General features: G+C 73.1%; 14 protein-coding genes, 1 tRNA gene and 1 pseudogene. 3 read left to right on the forward strand and 13 right to left on the reverse strand.

Annotated features, from left to right (window positions below; all coding sequences use genetic code 11):
• Positions 1 to 40 precede the first annotated feature (40 nt).
• Together HEP85_RS16015 and HEP85_RS16020 are read left to right on the forward strand one after the other, a co-directional pair.
• Entirely contained in the window at positions 41 to 625 is a 585-nt protein-coding gene (locus tag HEP85_RS16015; RefSeq protein ID WP_168528356.1) for a transcriptional regulator, read from the forward strand.
• 11 nt (positions 626 to 636) lie between these two features.
• A complete protein-coding gene (locus tag HEP85_RS16020) occupies positions 637 to 825 on the forward strand; it encodes a hypothetical protein (RefSeq protein ID WP_168528357.1) in 189 nt (62 codons plus the stop codon).
• A 44-nt stretch (positions 826 to 869) separates the two neighbouring features.
• On the opposite strand, the gene HEP85_RS16025 is transcribed toward HEP85_RS16020, so the two are convergent.
• From HEP85_RS16025 to HEP85_RS16050, 6 genes are all read right to left on the reverse strand, one after another.
• Complete coding sequence (locus HEP85_RS16025) at positions 870 to 1,658, reverse strand: S16 family serine protease (protein WP_168528358.1); 789 nt, start codon at positions 1,656 to 1,658, stop codon at positions 870 to 872.
• Positions 1,659 to 1,726: 68 nt separating this feature from the next.
• Complete coding sequence (locus HEP85_RS16030; protein ID WP_168528359.1) at positions 1,727 to 2,368, reverse strand: IclR family transcriptional regulator; 642 nt, start codon at positions 2,366 to 2,368, stop codon at positions 1,727 to 1,729.
• A 413-nt stretch (positions 2,369 to 2,781) separates the two neighbouring features.
• A complete protein-coding gene (locus HEP85_RS16035) occupies positions 2,782 to 4,581 on the reverse strand; it encodes a DEAD/DEAH box helicase (RefSeq protein WP_168528360.1) in 1,800 nt (599 codons plus the stop codon).
• A 116-nt stretch (positions 4,582 to 4,697) separates the two neighbouring features.
• Entirely contained in the window at positions 4,698 to 5,114 is a 417-nt protein-coding gene (locus tag HEP85_RS16040; RefSeq protein ID WP_168528361.1) for a type II toxin-antitoxin system death-on-curing family toxin, read from the reverse strand.
• Entirely contained in the window at positions 5,111 to 5,356 is a 246-nt protein-coding gene (locus HEP85_RS16045) for a hypothetical protein (RefSeq protein ID WP_248001950.1), read from the reverse strand. The genes HEP85_RS16040 and HEP85_RS16045 overlap by 4 nt, the downstream gene beginning before the upstream one ends.
• A 62-nt stretch (positions 5,357 to 5,418) precedes the next feature.
• Positions 5,419 to 6,855 (reverse strand): MFS transporter, encoded by a 1,437-nt coding sequence (locus HEP85_RS16050; RefSeq protein ID WP_356011724.1) that lies wholly within the window; start codon positions 6,853 to 6,855, stop codon positions 5,419 to 5,421.
• Between the two features lie 226 nt (positions 6,856 to 7,081).
• On the opposite strand from HEP85_RS16050, the gene HEP85_RS16055 reads away from it, so the two are divergent.
• Positions 7,082 to 7,153: transfer RNA gene (locus tag HEP85_RS16055), tRNA-Cys, on the forward strand.
• 134 nt (positions 7,154 to 7,287) lie between these two features.
• Here HEP85_RS16055 and HEP85_RS16060 read toward each other — a convergent pair.
• The 7 genes and pseudogenes from HEP85_RS16060 to HEP85_RS16090 all read right to left on the reverse strand — a co-directional run bounded on the left by HEP85_RS16060 (position 7,288) and on the right by HEP85_RS16090 (position 15,942).
• A complete protein-coding gene (locus tag HEP85_RS16060; protein WP_211117986.1) occupies positions 7,288 to 7,653 on the reverse strand; it encodes a DUF6479 family protein in 366 nt (121 codons plus the stop codon).
• Positions 7,654 to 7,713: 60 nt separating this feature from the next.
• The gene (locus tag HEP85_RS16065) at positions 7,714 to 8,892 is read right to left on the reverse strand and encodes an SUKH-4 family immunity protein (RefSeq protein WP_168528362.1); all 1,179 of its coding nucleotides are present in this window, start codon (positions 8,890 to 8,892) and stop codon (positions 7,714 to 7,716) included.
• 191 nt (positions 8,893 to 9,083) lie between these two features.
• On the reverse strand, positions 9,084 to 9,251 hold the full coding sequence (locus HEP85_RS16070; protein WP_168524948.1) for a hypothetical protein: 168 nt from the start codon (positions 9,249 to 9,251) through the stop codon (positions 9,084 to 9,086).
• Complete coding sequence (locus HEP85_RS16075; protein WP_168528363.1) at positions 9,248 to 11,554, reverse strand: xanthine dehydrogenase family protein molybdopterin-binding subunit; 2,307 nt, start codon at positions 11,552 to 11,554, stop codon at positions 9,248 to 9,250. Before HEP85_RS16075 ends, HEP85_RS16070 begins: the two co-directional genes overlap by 4 nt.
• Positions 11,551 to 13,112: pseudogene (locus tag HEP85_RS16080) on the reverse strand (2Fe-2S iron-sulfur cluster-binding protein). The gene HEP85_RS16075 and the pseudogene HEP85_RS16080 overlap by 4 nt, the downstream one beginning before the upstream one ends.
• Positions 13,109 to 14,002, reverse strand: coding sequence for a xanthine dehydrogenase family protein subunit M (locus tag HEP85_RS16085; protein WP_369657734.1), 894 nt, complete (start codon positions 14,000 to 14,002; stop codon positions 13,109 to 13,111). Before HEP85_RS16085 ends, HEP85_RS16080 begins: the two are co-directional and overlap by 4 nt.
• 281 nt (positions 14,003 to 14,283) lie before the next feature.
• Positions 14,284 to 15,942: a beta-N-acetylhexosaminidase gene (locus HEP85_RS16090; protein ID WP_369658121.1), complete on the reverse strand. Its 1,659-nt coding sequence runs from the start codon at positions 15,940 to 15,942 to the stop codon at positions 14,284 to 14,286.
• Positions 15,943 to 15,953 lie beyond the last annotated feature (11 nt).

Raw genomic sequence — 15,953 nt, forward strand, 5'->3', positions numbered from 1 at the left:
GTGGTTGCAAGCATTTCTTTGCAATGCTATCTTTGTACTCATGACGGAGCCCCGGGAACCGCAGCACCACACGCTCGACGCCCGCTCGCTGCGCGGACTCGCGCACCCTCTGCGCATGCAGTTGCTGACCGCCCTGCGCCGCGGTGGACCCGCGACCGCATCGCAACTGGCGGAGCGGCTCGGCGAGTCCAGCGGCGCCACCAGCTACCACCTGCGCCAGCTCGCCGCACACGGCTTCGTCGAGGACGCCCCGGAGCACGGCAAGGGGCGGGAGCGCTGGTGGAGGGCGTCCCACCAGGCTCTGATCTACGACAGCGCCCAGCTGAACGACGCGGACCCCGCGGTCCGCGGAGCCGCCGACCTGTTCCTGCACGAGGTCGCGAACAGCCACACCCGTGAGCTGTCGACCTGGATCGCCACCCGGAGCGACTGGCCCGACGCCTGGTCCGGGGCCACCGACATGAGCGACATGACGGTACGCCTGACACCCGGCCAGGCGGCCGAGCTGGTCACGAAGATGCACGAACTGCTGAGCAGCTACCGCCCGCTGGAAGCCGAAGAGGACACCCCCGGCGCGGAGCAGGTACGTATCCACACGCACCTCTTCCCCTTCAAACAGACCTGAGAGGTACTCCGATGCTCGACGCCCAGACGCACCTCGCCCTGCACCACGTCCGCGCCGCCGACCTCCGCGCCCAGGCCGACGCCCACCGGCTCGCCGTCGCCGCCCGGGCACCGGGCGAACTGCGCACCCGCCTCGGCTGGACCCTGGTGGAGGTGGGCCTGCGCCTCGCCTCCGGACCCAGGCCCGCCATCGCCGCCTAGGTGTATCGCAATGTGAGGCTGGGGACGCGGCTGGTAGCCCCGCCCTAGCAGCCGGGCACCGAGCCCTTCCCCTTCTCCAGGGACACCAGCGCGTCGACCGCCCCCTTGAGCGTGGTCACCGCCACCAGCCGCAGCCCCTTCGGGAGCTCGGCCTCGGCGTCCGAGCACTCGGCCTTCGGAACCAGGAAGACCGTCGCGCCGTCCCGCCGCGCGGCCTGCGTCTTCAGCGCCACGCCACCGACCGCGCCGACCTTGCCGTCCGCGTCGATCGTCCCCGTACCCGCGACGGTGCGACCGCCCGTGAGGTCGCCGCCGCTGCCGTCGCCGTCCAATTTGTCGATGATGCCGAGCGTGAAGAGGAGTCCGGCACTGGGGCCGCCCACGTCGGCCAGCTTGAGCGTGACCTTCACGTCGTTCTTCTCGTGCAGATAGGACAGCGCCGCCTCGGTGGCCGTGTCCTGCGACTGCTTCATCTCGTCGGCGTTGTGCTGCTCGATCTCCTTGACGCTGTTCCCGCTCGGGTAGACCGAGTCGCGGGGCATCACCGCCCGGTCCGTGGCGAACCAGCCGCTGATCACGTCACCGAGCGAGACGCGCGCGTCCGGCCCGGTCGCCTCGATCGTCGTCATCCGCAGCTGTCCGCGGGTCCGGCGGACGGGCGACCCGCTGATCGTGATGACCGGGTCACCCCTGTTCTCGCCGAGGACGTTCGCCGTCAGGCCGGGCTGCGCGAGGGAGAACGGCAGCGGCGCGAACACCGCCGTGGCGAGCAGGGCCACGACGGGAACGGCGCAGACGGCGACGGCCTTGGGGCGTGTGAGGCGAGAGAGCACGGGATCAATCTAACGGCAGTGCCCTCCCGGATCTTCAGGGCGTCGTCCGCCGGGCCGCCGGGCCGGCTTCAGCGCAGCGCGTCCGCGACCTCACGGGCCGCGTCCATGACCCGCGGCCCGACCCGCTCCGGCACGGAGTCCGCGAGCATGACGACGCCCACGCTGCCCTCGACACCGGTCACGCCGAGGAGCGGTGCCGCGGCGCCGCTCGCACCCGCCTCCAGCTCCCCGTGCGTGAGCGTGTATCCGGGCTCGCCCACGGGTGCCTGCCGGGCGGAGAGGATCGCGCGGCCCGCCGCACCCCGGTCCAGCGGGTGGCGGAACCCGGCGCGATAGGCGACGTGGTAATCGGTCCAGGTGGGTTCGACGACGGCGACGGCGAGGGCCTCGGTCCCGTCGACGAGGGTGAGGTGGGCGGTGGCCCCTATGTCCTCGGCCAGTGCGCGCAGCGCGGGCAGCGCGGCCTCCCGTACCAGCGGATGCACCTGGCTGCCCAGGCGCAGCACCCCGAGCCCGACCCGGGCGCGGCCGCCCAGATCACGGCGTACCAGCGCGTGCTGCTCCAGGGTGGCGAGCAACCGGTACACGACGGTCCGGTTGACACCCAGTTTGTTCGAGAGCTCGGTGACCGTCAGCCCGTGATCCGTGTCGGCGAGCAGCTTGAGGACACGCAGTCCCCGGTCGAGCGTCTGAGAGGTCTCCGCGGTCACGACGCCCACTCCTTAGTGGTGAGGTCGGCGGCCCCCTCCGGGCGGTCGCGGCACCGAGTCCCGTCGGCGACGCGCTTCAGAGGCCGCCGTCGGCTGACGACCCGGGCTCTTCCCGGGCGGAGTCGCTACACGGCTGCGCTCCGCGGCGGCGCTGCCACGGGGCGTGTGCGTAGCGTGACAGTAGCGAGCCGGTCCGCTCAGCGGAAGTCTCCGTCCAGAATCCGGGCAGGGGCCGGTACGGACTCCCTCCCTTTGTCCCGTTACACGCGGCGCCCGCCACACGGCGCGCACCACCCCCGCACACAGCGCGCACGCCCCGGTTCCCCTGCGGTGGCGCACGTCGTGGCACGCACGAAGCGCGCGCCGACCCCGATCGGCGCGCGCGGTGTCGGGCGGACCCTGTGTACGGGGCGTCACCGCATCCGGGTGGCCCACTCCTGCACCTTGGCGATCCGCTGCCGCAGCTGCCCCGCGGTGGCCTCCGCGCTCGGCGGGCCGCCGCACACCCTCCGCAGTTCGGTGTGGATCACCCCGTGCGGCTTGCCGCTCTGGTGGACGTACGCGCCGACCATGGTGTTGAGCTGCTTGCGCAGTTCCAGCATCTCCTTGTGCGAGACCACCGGACGCCGCTCGGCGGGGAGTTCGAGGAGATCGGCCTCCTCGTCGGGCTTCTTGCGGCTGTGCGCGATCTGCCGGGCCTGCCGCTTCTGCAGCAGCATCTGCACCTGGTCGGGCTCCAGCAGCCCGGGAATGCCGAGGTAGTCCTGCTCCTCCGCGCTCCCCGGGTGGGCCTGCATCCCGAACTCGGCGCCGTCGTACAGCACCCGGTCGAAGACGGCCTCGGACTCCAGCGCCTCGAAGGAGAACTGCTCCTGCTCGCCGGTGTCCTCGTCCTGCTCCTTGTTCGCCTCGTCCATCTCCTTCTCGGACTCGGCGTACGGGTCCTCCTCGCCCTCCTTCTTGGGCTTGTCGAGGACGTGGTCGCGCTCGACCTCCATCTCGTTGGCGAAGCCGAGAAGGTCGGGGACGGTCGGAAGGAAGACGGAAGCGGTCTCGCCGCGCCGCCGGGAGCGGACGAAACGGCCCACGGCCTGCGCGAAGAACAGGGGGGTCGAGATGGTGGTCGCGTACACACCGACGGCGAGCCGTGGAACGTCGACGCCTTCGGACACCATGCGCACCGCGACCATCCACCGGTCGTCGCCGTGGCTGAACTCGTCGATGCGGTTCGAGGCGCCGGTGTCGTCGGACAGGACGAGGGTCGCCTTCGTCCCGGTGATCTCGCGGATCAGCTTGGCGTAGGCACGGGCGGAGTCCTGGTCGGAGGCGATGACGAGGGCACCGGCGTCCGGGATGCCCTTGCGCACCTCGGTCAGCCGCTGGTCGGCGGCGCGCAGCACGCTGGGCATCCACTCGCCGCGCGGGTCGAGCGCGGTGCGCCAGGCCTGGCTGATGGCGTCCTTGGTCATCGGCTCCCCGAGCCGCGCCGCGATCTCGTCGCCCGCCTTCGTGCGCCACCGCATGTTGCCGCTGTAGGAGAGGAAGATGACGGGCCGCACGACCCCGTCGCCGAGGGCGGACCCGTACCCGTAGGTGTAATCGGCGGAGGACCGCCGGATCCCGTCGTTCCCCTCCTCGTAGGTGACGAAGGGGATCGGGTTGGTGTCGGACCGGAACGGCGTACCGGTGAGCGCGAGCCGCCGGGTGGCCGGCTCGAACGCTTCGAGACAGGCCTCGCCCCAGGACTTGGAGTCACCGGCGTGGTGGATCTCGTCGAGGATGACGAGGGTCTTGCGCTGCTCGGAGCGGTTGCGGTGCAGCATCGGCCGGACGCCGACCCCGGCGTACGTCACGGCGACACCCTGGTACTCCTTGCTGAGCGGGCCCGCGCTGTACTCGGGGTCCAGCTTGATCCCTATCCGCGCCGCGGCCTCCGCCCACTGCTTCTTCAGGTGCTCGGTCGGCGCGACCACGGTCACCTGCTGCACCACGTGATGATGCAGCAGCCAGGACGCGAGGGTCAGCGCGAACGTCGTCTTGCCGGCGCCTGGGGTGGCGACGGCGAGGAAATCGCGCGGCTGCTCCTGGATGTACCTCTCCATCGCCCCCTGCTGCCAGGCGCGCAGCTTGCCCGCGGTGCCCCAGGGGGCGCGCCCGGGAAAGGCGGGTGAGAGGTGGTGCGAGGAGGAAGCGGTGGCGGCGGTGGTAGTCACGGTCTCCGTGGGGTGGTCGAGCGGCTCGGCTACGTATGACAACCGGGCCACCCTACCGGCGACCCGGATGTGTCACCGCGCGGACGACGCCGGGGCACCCGTGGATGCGACCCACCTCACAGCGCGCGCAGCCGGGCCGCGATCACCCCGAGCCCGCTCTCCTCGCCGGACGCCACGTCGATGACCAGGTCGTACGCCGCCGCCTGGTCGCAGCCGCCGAGGTCGACGCCGTTGACGGCGAGGAAGGTGGCGGCGGACAGCCAGGCCGTGCGCTTGTTGCCGTCGACGAAGGGGTGGTTGGCGGCGAGCGCGTGCAGCAGGGCCGCGGCCTGTTCGTAGAGGTCGGTGTAGGCGGCGACGCCGAGCATGCGGGCGCGCGGGCGGTGCACGGCGGAGGCCAGCAGTCCCGGCTCCCGTGTCTCGGGGGCGGTGCCGCCGAAGGCGATCCGGGCGATGTCCGTCACCTCGGCGACGGTGAGGTGCCGGGTCGGGCCCGCGGGGTTCACGGGGTCACCGGGGTCGACAGCGCTCATTCGCCGAGCCTTCTCAGCAGTCCGGCGTGGTCTTCCGCGAGCCGGGTGGCGAGCGAGCGGACGTGCTCGCCCTCGTCGCGCAGATACCGGCGTACGGCGTCCACTGCGACCTCCTCGGGCAGTTGGTCCCGCGCGTCCGCGAGGTCGGCGAGGTCGCGCGCGAGGCCCGGGGCGAGACGGAGCGGCAGTTCTTCCACGGCGTCACGGTAGAGCCACCCGGCCGCCGCGGTCGACCGGTTCACGGTCGGCCGGTTCACGGTCGGCCGGTTCACGGTCGGCCGGTTCACGGTCGGCCGGTTCACGGTCACCGTTCCCGCAGCCGGGTCGTCACCCAGGCGCCCGCCAGCGCCACCCCGGCCATCGGCAGGAACACGGCGGCGAAGGCGGCGGGGTGGGAGCCGGCCGCCGAGGTGGCCGTGTCCGTGACCGTGCCGCCGCCCAGGGAGGCGAAGGCCGCACCGCCCGCCGCGAGCAGGACGATGTTGGAGAGGGCGTCGGAGATCTGCAGCGAGGCGGAGTTCGCGCCGGCCTCCTCGGGTGCGGAGAGATGGAGCAGCAGCACACTGGTCGAGGCGATCACCAGCCCCATCCCGAAGCAGCCGAACCCCCAGGCGACGGCGACGGTCCACACCGGCACGGCGTGCACGAGCACAGCGGGCACGGCGGCTATCGCGGCCGCGACCAGCACCATCCCGAAGAACATCAGCCGCTCCCGGTACGGCTCCACGCGCGGCCTCGACTGGACGTACGAACCCAGCGCCCAGGTCCCGCCGCCCGCCGCGAGCGAGAACCCGGCGAGCGTCGGCGACAGTCCACGCTGGGTGACCAGCATGAGCGGCACGAAGGACTCGGCGGCGACGAAGGAGCCGGCCGCGACCCCGCGCAGCAGCACCACGGAGGGCAGACCGCGCGCGGCCCGGTAGGTACCGGCCGGGAGCAGCCGGAGGACGGCCGGGACGAGCAGCGCGGCCCCCGCCGCGGCGGGGACGAGCGACAGCCACCGCAGATCCTGGGCGGCGTACTGGAGCAGCCCCGCGCCGAGGGCGACCGCGAGCGCCGAACGGATGCGCCGCCGGCCCGCGGGTACGGGGGCGGGGTCCGCCGTCCGTCCGCGGGTGCGCCGCCGTATCTGCGGCAGGGCGAGGGCGAGCGGGAGGACGACCAGAACCGGTATGCCGACGAAGACCCAGCGCCAGCCGAGGTGTTCGGTGACGGCGCCCGCCGCGAGCGGTCCGACCACGGACGGCACCACCCAGGCCGCCGCGAAGCCCGCCATGATCGACGGCCGCAGCCGCTCCGGGTAGGCCTGCCCCACGACCACGTACAGCGCGACGATCACCAGACCGCCGCCGAGCCCCTGCACCGCCCGTCCGAGCACGAACAGCCACATGCCGCCGGCCGTACCGGACAGGATCAGCCCCGCCGCGAAGGCCCCGATTCCCGCGGTCAGCGAGCCCAGGGGGCCGTCCCGGTCCGACCACTGGCCGGCGAGCACCATCCCGAACAGGCTCGTCGTGAAGTAGCCCGAGAACGCGAAGGCGTACAGCGCGACCCCGTCGAGCTCCCTGGCCGCCACCGGCATGGCCGTGCCGACCGCCGTCGCCTCGAACGCGATCAGCAGCACCACGGAGACGATCCCGACACTGAGCGCCCGGTACGGCCGGCTCAGCACCCCTTCCCCGGCCTGGGCCTCCGTCGGCGGCCGGGCGGTTGCGGCGTCCCGTGGTTCCAGTGCGGTCATGGCCGTCAGCGTAAGGGGCTTAACCCGCACTGGCTCCTGTCCGAAGACCGTGATCAGCTGGTTCTTTGGTCGTACGACCACCCGCGCGCGCCACCCGCGGGGCGCTTCGTGAACGGCGTGTGGCAGTCCCGTTGCGGCGGGCCCGGACCTCTTGAGCCGCGCCCGTACCGCCGCCTACGGTCGACCCATCAGGTTCGGAACGAGTGAGCCGTGCCGCACCTGACACGGCCGTGTGCCCGAGTGGTTCAGGGACTCGCCTGCAAAGCGAGTTACGCGGGTTCGATTCCCGCCACGGCCTCAAGAAGTCCGCCTGCCCCGCCCCGGGGCAGGCGAACGGGGCTCGCGCGTGGTGCGTCCGCGTGGGCCCCGGTGCCGGTGGGCCGTCCTCCCGGGGGGGCGGTCTCCGTGGGGGTGCCTCAGTCGGGGGCCGTCTCAGTGGGGCCCCAGGCCGCCGCTGCCGAACGAGCCGCTTCCGCCCTCGTCCCAGCGTCGCCGCTCCTGCGACGCGCTCGGTCGGGACGAGTGGGCCAGCTCGTACGGAGTGAGGGCGTGCCCGCTCTTGTCCACCTTGGGGATCTCGGCGGACTCGCGGACCTCTCGGACCTCGTGGACCGCGCCGCCCGGTGGCAGCTGCGGCTGCTCCTCGGGGCGCGGCAGCTGTTCGTGGGCTCGGATGCGGCAGCCCAGCCAGAGGCTGCCGCCCAATAGCGTCACGAGGGCCACGGCGACCAGGAACAGCCCGAGGCTGAGCAGGCCGCTGGGCGCTGCCATCTGTATCGATGCGGATGCGGTACTCATATCAGTCAAATACCCGCAAAAGCCCTCACGAACCGGACGTCCCGACGGGACGCGGCCCGCCTACGCGTACAGCGAGCCACCCGCCTGGTCCTCGAATATCTCCGGCCAGTAGCGCCGGCCGTCGTCGCCGTCCAGTTTCGGGGTCGGGTCGCAGGCGACCGGGTCGACCGCGGCGAGGGTCTGGGCCATGGTCGCGGCGAGCTGCTCGTAGGAGTCGGTGAGGTCGTACGCCGCGTCGATCGACTTCTCGCGGTGCAGCAGCCAGAGGGTGAAGGCGAGCGTGGAGATGTCCGCGTTGAGCGGGCGCAGGGTGGCGTCCGGCTCGCTCCAGGCGAGGACCGCGCCCGTCGTGCCGTCCACGACGAGGCTGGTGTCCTCCAGGAGATAGCCGAGGCGTATGAGCCGGTCCGCCGTCGCGGGCAGCTCCTCGGCGGTGAACTCCTCCGGACGCTCGTCCGCGTAGTACTCGGTGAGGGCCGGCAGCGGCACCTCCGTGTCCAGCTGGAAGAGCAGGCCGTCCTCCGGCAGGCCCGTCCCGCGCAGGAAGCGGCGCGTCGGCTCGTGCACGAGCGCGGGCGGGAAGTCGACGTCCTCGAAACGCATGATCGCGCCCGGACCGAACTCCTCGTCCAGCAGCCGCTGCGGCAGATCGAGCAGGAGCCCCTCGCCGGGGCCCGCGATCCGCGCGAGGGGGCGGATCAGCGCGGCCATCCGCCAGTACGCCGCCACCTCGCCGCCCGTGGCCGTCTCGAAGACCTCGGTCAGCGACTCGGAGACCTCCGTGACCGCCTTCGGGCCGAACCGGCCTCCGTGGGACGCGAACCGCTCCTGGGACACGGTCAGTTCCTCCGTCGCCGCCGCGAAGCGCACCAGCGCCTCCAGGGACGGGGCCAGCGGAGCGAGGTCCATCAGGACGGGGTGGGCGGAGAGCCGCGTCGTGGCCACCTTCCCGGTCGACCCGTCCAGCACGATCGACTCCAGGTCCCGGTCGAAGGTTCGCAGCGCCCCGATGACCAGCTGGTCACGGAGCTCCTCGGCGAGCTTGTCGGCGTCCGAGGCCAGGTCCGTCACCCTGCGCAGACCGTGCTCCCGCAGGCTGCCGAATTCCAGCAGTGTGCCGTCGGACGGCAGTCCCGGACCCGTCAGCCGGTGCCGTGTGTCCGCGTGCGTGATGTACGGATCCAGCTCGCCCTCGGTCAGCGTGATCGCGCCGACGACATCGGTGTCAGTCGTACTCATGGCTCCCCCGCACATGTGAACGCTTGTGTGCTTCCCCCGGGGAACACCCCGCCGCCCAGCGGCTGTTCCCCACTGACCGAGAACCATACGCCGCCCCGCTGACAACGCCGGAAACACGCAGGCACCCAGGGGGCACAGCCGGGAAACACGCCGGTTCAAGCCATCCTCGGCAGGACTCGGCGCCTTCGCCCTCAGGTGAAGTACACGCCGCCCAGCACGACCGCCAGGGCCGCCACGAAGAACAGCAGGACCCAGATCATCAGCTTGCCGACACTGGGCGGGGGTTCGTACCGCGGCAGGTCCCCGTCGCCGTCCCGCGGCAGCCGGGGCTCCTCCCCCGGGGGCTCTGACGTGGTCATGCGGTCGTCACCACCGCGGCCTGCGGACGGATCGGGAGCCGGTTGACCGGGCGCCCGGTCGCCGCCCGCACGGCGGACGCGACGGCGGCCGGGGACGTCACGACCGGCACCGCGCTGGCCGCCTTCGCGCCGAAGGGCGCGACGACGTCCCGCTCCTCGACGAGCTTGACGATGCGGATGTCGGGCGCGTCCAGGGCGGTCGGGAGGGCGTAGCCGGTCAGGTCGGGGTGGCGGACCAGGCCGCGCGCGGTGCGCAGGTTCTCGGTGAGCGCCGCGCCGACGCCCTGGGTGACGCCCGCCTCGATCCGGGCCGTGAGCTGCGCCGGGTTGAGGATCCGGCCGACGTCCTGGGCGAGGGCGAGTTCGACGACGCGTACCGAGCCCAGCTCGATGTCCACGTCCACCACCGCGCGGATCGCGCAGAAGGCGAGGCCCACGAAGGCGTCGCCCTGTCCCGCGGCGTCCAGCGGCTCGGTCGGGTGCGGGCGGCACTGCGCGGTGGCCCACAGTTCCTTGCCGTCCATCGCCTCGGTGACGGTCGTGGAGAGCACACCGTCGTACGACGTGATCTTGCCGTCGGTGATCTGGAGCAGCTCGGTGGACATCCCGAACTTGTGCGCCAGGGGCTGCAGCAGCTGCGTACGGACCATCTTCGCCGCGCGTTCGACCGCTCCGCCCGACACCCAGGTGTGGCGGCCCCGGCAGCTCGGTCCGGCGGGCGGCTGGTCGGTGTCGACCGGTGCCACGTGCACCTCGTCGATGCCGAGCGTCTCCTGGACGATCTGCCGGGCCAGCGTGGTGAAGCCCTGACCGGTCTCGACGGCCGCGCAGAGCACCGTGGCGACGCCGTCGTGCACCTTGACCGTGGCCGTGGAGACCTCGTCCGTGCCCTCCGCGCCGAGCATGTGGACCATGCCGAGGCCGTAGCCGACGCCGCGGCGCACGGCGCCGGGCTCGCCCGCGCCCTCGGGGCCGCCCGGGAGCAGCCACTCGTCCTCGGGTGTGTCCTTGGGGAGCGCGGGGAGCGGGAAGTCGCGTACGGCCTGGAGGAGTTCCGCGACCGGCGCGGGGCAGGTCACCGTCTGGCCGGTCGGCAGCACGTCACCGGTGGCCATCGCGTTGCGCAGGCGCAGCTCCGCCGGGTCGACGCCGAGTTTCTTCGCCAGCTTGTCCATCTGCGCCTCGTAGGCGGCGCAGACCTGCATGGCGCCCTCGCCGCGCACATGGCCGGAGGGCGGGTTGTTGGTGCGTACGGCCCAGCCCTCGATGAAGGCGTTCGGGACGACGTAGGGGCCGCAGGCGAAGGAGACCGCCGCGGCCAGGGACTCCGAGGACGTGTCGGCGTACGCGCCCGCGTCGAGCAGGATCTGTGCCTCGACCTTCACCAGCTTGCCGTCGCCGTCCGCGTGGTGGCGGTAGCGCAGCAGCGTGGGGTGGCGGTGGGCGTGGCCGAGGAAGGACTCCTCGCGCGTAGCGGTGAGTTTCACCGGGCAGCCGGTCTTCAGGGCCAGCAGTCCGAGCGGGAGCTGGAAGCCCTGGTCCTCGCGGTCCGCGGTGGCGCCGGGCACGCCGGTGACGACGACCTTCACGCGCTCGGGCTCCAGGCCGTAGCAGGCGGCGGCCGTGTCGCGGTCGGTGTGCGGGTCGGTGGAGGCGATGTAGAGCTCCACCCCGCCGTCGGGGCGGGGCACGGCGAGGCCGGCCTCCGCGCCGATCGGGGCCGGGTCCTGGCGGCCGATGCGGTACAGGCCCTCGACGACGACCTCGCCCGCCGCGTCGGGGTCGCCGTGGCGCAGCGGGATGTGCCGGATCAGGTTGCCGTCGGGGTGCAGCGGTTCGGCCTCGAAGGCCTGCTCGGGGTCGGTGACCGGGTCGAGCACCTCGTACTCGACGATGACGGCGGCCGCGGCCATCCGCGCGGTATCGGGGTGGTCGGCGGCGACGGCGGCGATGGGCTCGCCGTGGTGGCGCACGACCTCGGAGGCGAAGACGGGGCGGTCCGCCCTGCCGCGGCCGTGGAAGGCGGCGCCGGGCACGTCCTCGTGGGTGATGACCGCGCGTACGCCGGGCATCTCACGCGCGTGGCTGGTGTCGATCGACACGATGCGCGCGTGCGGGTGGGGCGACCTGAGGACGGCCGCCCAGAGCAGGCCCTCGGCCCACAGGTCGGCCGCGTACGGGAAGGTGCCCTCCGTCTTGGCGCGGGCCTCCGCGGCGGGCAGCGACACGCCGAGCCCGTGCGGCAGCGGCTCCGGTCCGGTCTCGGTCGCCGCGGCAGCCGCGGTCACGGTCTCGTTGCTCACGCCTGGCCTCCGTCCTGGCCGTACGGCTGCTCGTACGGCGCCTGGGCGTCGTACGGAGAGGGGTCCTCGTATGCCGACGGGTTGACTCCGCCGGCGCCGGGGCCCGCCTGGTGCGGGATGCGTGGTTCGTCCGCGTCGGGCACGGACTCGGCGGCGGCCGCGCTGTGCGCCTCGCGTTCGGCGACGACCTCGCGCACGGCGTCCAGGACCCCCCGGTAGCCGGAGCAGCGGCACAGGTTGCCGCAGAGCGCCTGCCGGGCCTCCAGTTCGGTGGGGGCGGGATTGCCCTCCAGGAGGTCGTGCACGGTCATGGCCATGCCCGGTACGCAGAAACCGCACTGCACCGCACCGCACTTGGCCAGCGCGCGCTGCACGTCCGAGGGCTGGCCGTCGGCGGCCAGGCCCTCCACGGTGCGCACCTCGCTGCCCGCGGCGGTGACGCCGGGCACCAGGCAGGACGCCACGAGCCGTCCGTCCACCTGCACGTTGCAGGCGCCGCACTCGCCCTGCGAGCAGCCGTCCTTGGCGCCCGCGAGGCCGAGCCGCTCCCGCAGGACGTAGAGCAGCGACTCGCCGATCCAGGCGTCGGTCACCGGGCGGTCGGCGCCGTTGACGCGCAGGACGTACGAGGCGAGGGGGTGTTCGTTGTGCGCGGGCGGCGTGTCGGAGGGCTCGTCCGGGGCGTCGGGGCCGTCCTGGGCGGCGGCTTCGGCGTCGGGGGCCGTGGAGTCGTCGTCGCCGGAGGCGGGCCGGGCGGCCGGGCGGGGTCCGGTGCGCGCGCTTCGAGCGGTGCGGAGCGGTCGCCCTCGGCGGACAGGGGTCCGGCGGTCGGTCCGGAGGCCTCGTGAGCGCGTTCGGCGGCCTGCTGGGCGGCCTCGGCGGCCGGTTCGGCATGTGTCGGCCGCGAGGGTGCCACGGGGGCCTCAGCGGCCTCAGGAGCGCCCGTCGGCGGTGCGGCGGACCAGGGTTCCCCGATGGCCTCCGTCGTCGCCCAGGGCGCGGACGCGCCGCCGGGGAGCGTGGCGGGCGGGGTGCCGCCCCACTGCTCGACGAGTGCCGAAGTGGTGAACTCGCCCGATTCGTCCGGAAGATCACCTCCGGCGACCGGGATCGACCACTGCCCGGTGACGTCGTGCCCGGGTGTGCCGCCGGGGTGGTGACCGCCGGGGGCGCCCTCCCGGGCGGCCTCCCCGAAGTCCCACTGCCCGGTGGCGCCGGGGTGGTACGAGAAGCCGTCGTGCGTGGTCCGGTGATGCCCGGCGTCCTGGTGCCCGGTGCTCTGCTCGGGCCATCGGGGCTCGGCCGGCGCGCCCCACGCGTCCGTGCCGCCCTGGTCCTGCGCCGGGGGCGCCGTGGTGATCTCCGGGGGCACGTAGCCGTGTCCGGGCGCCGCGAGCGGGCTGTTGCTGTTGCGGTCCCGTTCCGCGAGGAGGGCTTCGATGCCTCCCTCCGGAAGCTTGACGAAGGCGGTGGCGCCGTCGTCGTAGTCGCCCTGCGGGAGGGGATCCCAGCGGCCCCTGCCCTGCGGAGCGCCCTCTTCGTGCTGGTCGTCGGTCACGACAGTGCCCTCCCCAGTGCTCGTCGGGCCAGCGCGGCGACGGTGCGGCGCAGATGCAGTACGGCGGGCGGAAGCGGTTGTACGGAGCCGTCCTCGGCCGGGACCGGGTCGGGAATGCAGGCGGCGGCGACGTACTCGCCGAACGCGGTGAGCGCCTCCGGGACGATCGCGCGGCTGTTGTCCCAGTCGATCAGCTGGGCGACCCATGCCTCCGCGTCCAGGGGCCGCAGAGGCATCGGCGCTATGGCCCCGACGGCGCACCGCACGCCGCGCCGGGCCGGGTCGAGGACCAGCGCCACGGACGCGATCGCCCGGCCGGGACCGGTGCGCCCCGTCGCCTTCAGGAAGACCTGCGGGGCGTGCAGCAGCGGAACGCGCACGTAGCCGATGAGTTCACCGCCGCGGAGCATCTCCATGCCCGCGAGCAGGTGCGACACCGGGATCTCCCGGCGGGACCCGCCCTGGCCGGCGATGACCAGCGTGGCCTCCAGGGCGGCCAGTACGGGCAGCGCGTCCCCGGTGGGGGCGGCCGAGGCGATGTTGCCGCCCAGGGTGCCCGCGTTGCGGATCTGCGGTGGCCCCGCGGCGCGCGCGGCGGCGGCCAGCGCGGGGATGAGGGCGGCGAAGTCGGGGCGCCCCATGCGGGCGTGGGTGAGGCCGGCGCCGAGCAGCGCGTGGCCGTCCTGGTACTGCCAGCCGCGGATCTCGCTGATCCGGCCGAGGCCGACGAGCGCGGCGGGCCGCAGTTGTCCGGAGTTGACCGCGGCCATGAGGTCGGTGCCGCCGGCCACCGGAACGGCGGCGGGCATGGCGGCCAGCGCCGCCACTGCCTCGTCCAGCGAGGCGGGCAGCGTCACGGCCTGCGCCGCCTGCGGTGCGTGCGTGGTCAAACCGGCTGCCCCTTCCCGCTGCCCCACCTGGTCCCACCTGTGTTGCGCGTACGGTACGTGCTGACAGGGCGGACGTGGCAACTCTGGCACATCTTCCCCGGCCCCCGACGCGGGGGTCCGCTAGGAGGCATTCGCCCCCCTCACCAGGGAGATGGTCCGTTTTCGTACGGCATCGCCGGTCAGTGCGAATTGCCACTCTTCGGAGACTCTTGGGGGCCTTTTTCCTCGTCGGGCCGCGGTGACGGACCCTGCGGCCCGGGACACGCCGCCCGGGAGCCGCCTCACACGTTTGGGGGCGCCCCCTCGATCGGGCGTCCGAGCACCCCCGGGCGCTTCTGCCACGGAAGCGGCCCCGCGGGCGGACGACAGGCCACTCCAAGGGCGTCAAGTCGCCGGTAGTGGACGGCCATCCGCCGCTCGAAGCCTGCGAAGTCACGCTCCGCGGGGGCGGGAAGCGCGCTCCAGGCGACCTCGGCGAAGGCCGCGAGCCGGGGGAAGACCTGGTAGTCCACGCGCGCGGGGTCCTCCATCACCTCGGTCCACACGTTGGCCTGAGTGCCCAGCACATGCCGCGCCTCCGCCTCGGTGAGCTCGGACGGAACGGGCTCGAAGCGGTAGACGTCCTCCAGGGTGCGGACGTAGGCGATGGGCACCGGCTCGTCCTCCCCGGCGTCCTGGCGGTAGTCCAAGTACACCTGCTGCTCGGGGCACATGACGACGTCGTGGCCCGCGCGGGCGGCCGTGATGCCGCCCTGGTAACCGCGCCACGAGGACACCGCCGCGCCGTCCGCGAGCCCGCCCTCCAGGATCTCGTCCCAGCCGATCAGCCGACGGCCGCGTGCCGAGAGCCAGTTGTCGAAATGCCGGACGAACCAGGACTGCAACTCGTCCTCGTCCGCGAGACCCAGCTCCTCGATACGCGCCTGCGCGGCCGGCGACCGCTCCCACTGGTCCTTGGCGCACTCGTCGCCGCCGATGTGGAAGAAGTGCGAGAACGGCCCGGCGTCCGCCGGGAACAGGCCGAGGAGTTCCTCGAACACCCCCTCGTAGAAGCGCAGGGTGTTGTCAGTGGGGGCGAGTACGTTCTTGGAGACGCCCCAGGAGTCCCAGACGGTCAGGGAGGCGGTGTCGACGACGTCGGAGTTGCCCAGTTCCGGATACGCGGCGATGGCGGCCTGCGAGTGCCCCGGGATGTCTATCTCCGGCACGACACTGATATGCCGCTCGGCCGCGTACGCGACGATCTCGCGGATGTCGTCCTGGGTGTAGAAGCCCCCGTGCGGCTTCTCCTCCCACAGCGGCGAGGCGCGGTGGCCGAATTTCGTGCGCGCCCGCCAGGATCCGACCTCGGTCAGCCTCGGGAAGCGTTTGATCTGAACACGCCACCCTTGGTCGTCGGTGAGGTGGAAGTGGAAGACGTTGAGTTTGTGCGCGGCCAGCAGGTCGAGGTAGCGCAGGACGCCTTCCTTCGGCATGAAGTGCCGGGACACGTCGAGCATGAGACCGCGCCAGGGGAATCGGGGGGCGTCCTCGACGGAGCCGGCGGGCACGGTCCATCGCCTGCCGGGCGCGAGGGCCGCGCGCCGGAAGGCGTCGGGGCCGAGCAGTTGACGCAGTGTCTGCGCTCCCCAGAAGACACCGGCCGGGCCATCACCGTGGAGGGCGACGGCGTCCGCGCCGATGTGCAGCCGGTAGCCCTCGGGGCCGGGGTGGCCCGCGTCCGGCGGGTCGATACGCAGGCGGATCGTCCCGCCGTCGCCCTCGGCCCCGGGCGCCAGCGCGCACCCTGTCACGGCGCCGAGCGTGGTCCGCAGCCAGCACGCGGTCGCCTCGGTGCCGGGCCCGGCGTCGATCACGGTGCTCTCGCCGATGACGAAGCCGTCGGCACCGGGAACGCGCCGCACGGCACCCGGCGCGGGAATGAGCGCGGAATCCGTCATGTCCATGAGTC

Origin of the sequence: Streptomyces sp. RPA4-2, from assembly GCF_012273515.2 — a bacterium.
In the GTDB taxonomy this organism is placed as follows: domain Bacteria; phylum Actinomycetota; class Actinomycetes; order Streptomycetales; family Streptomycetaceae; genus Streptomyces; species Streptomyces kaempferi.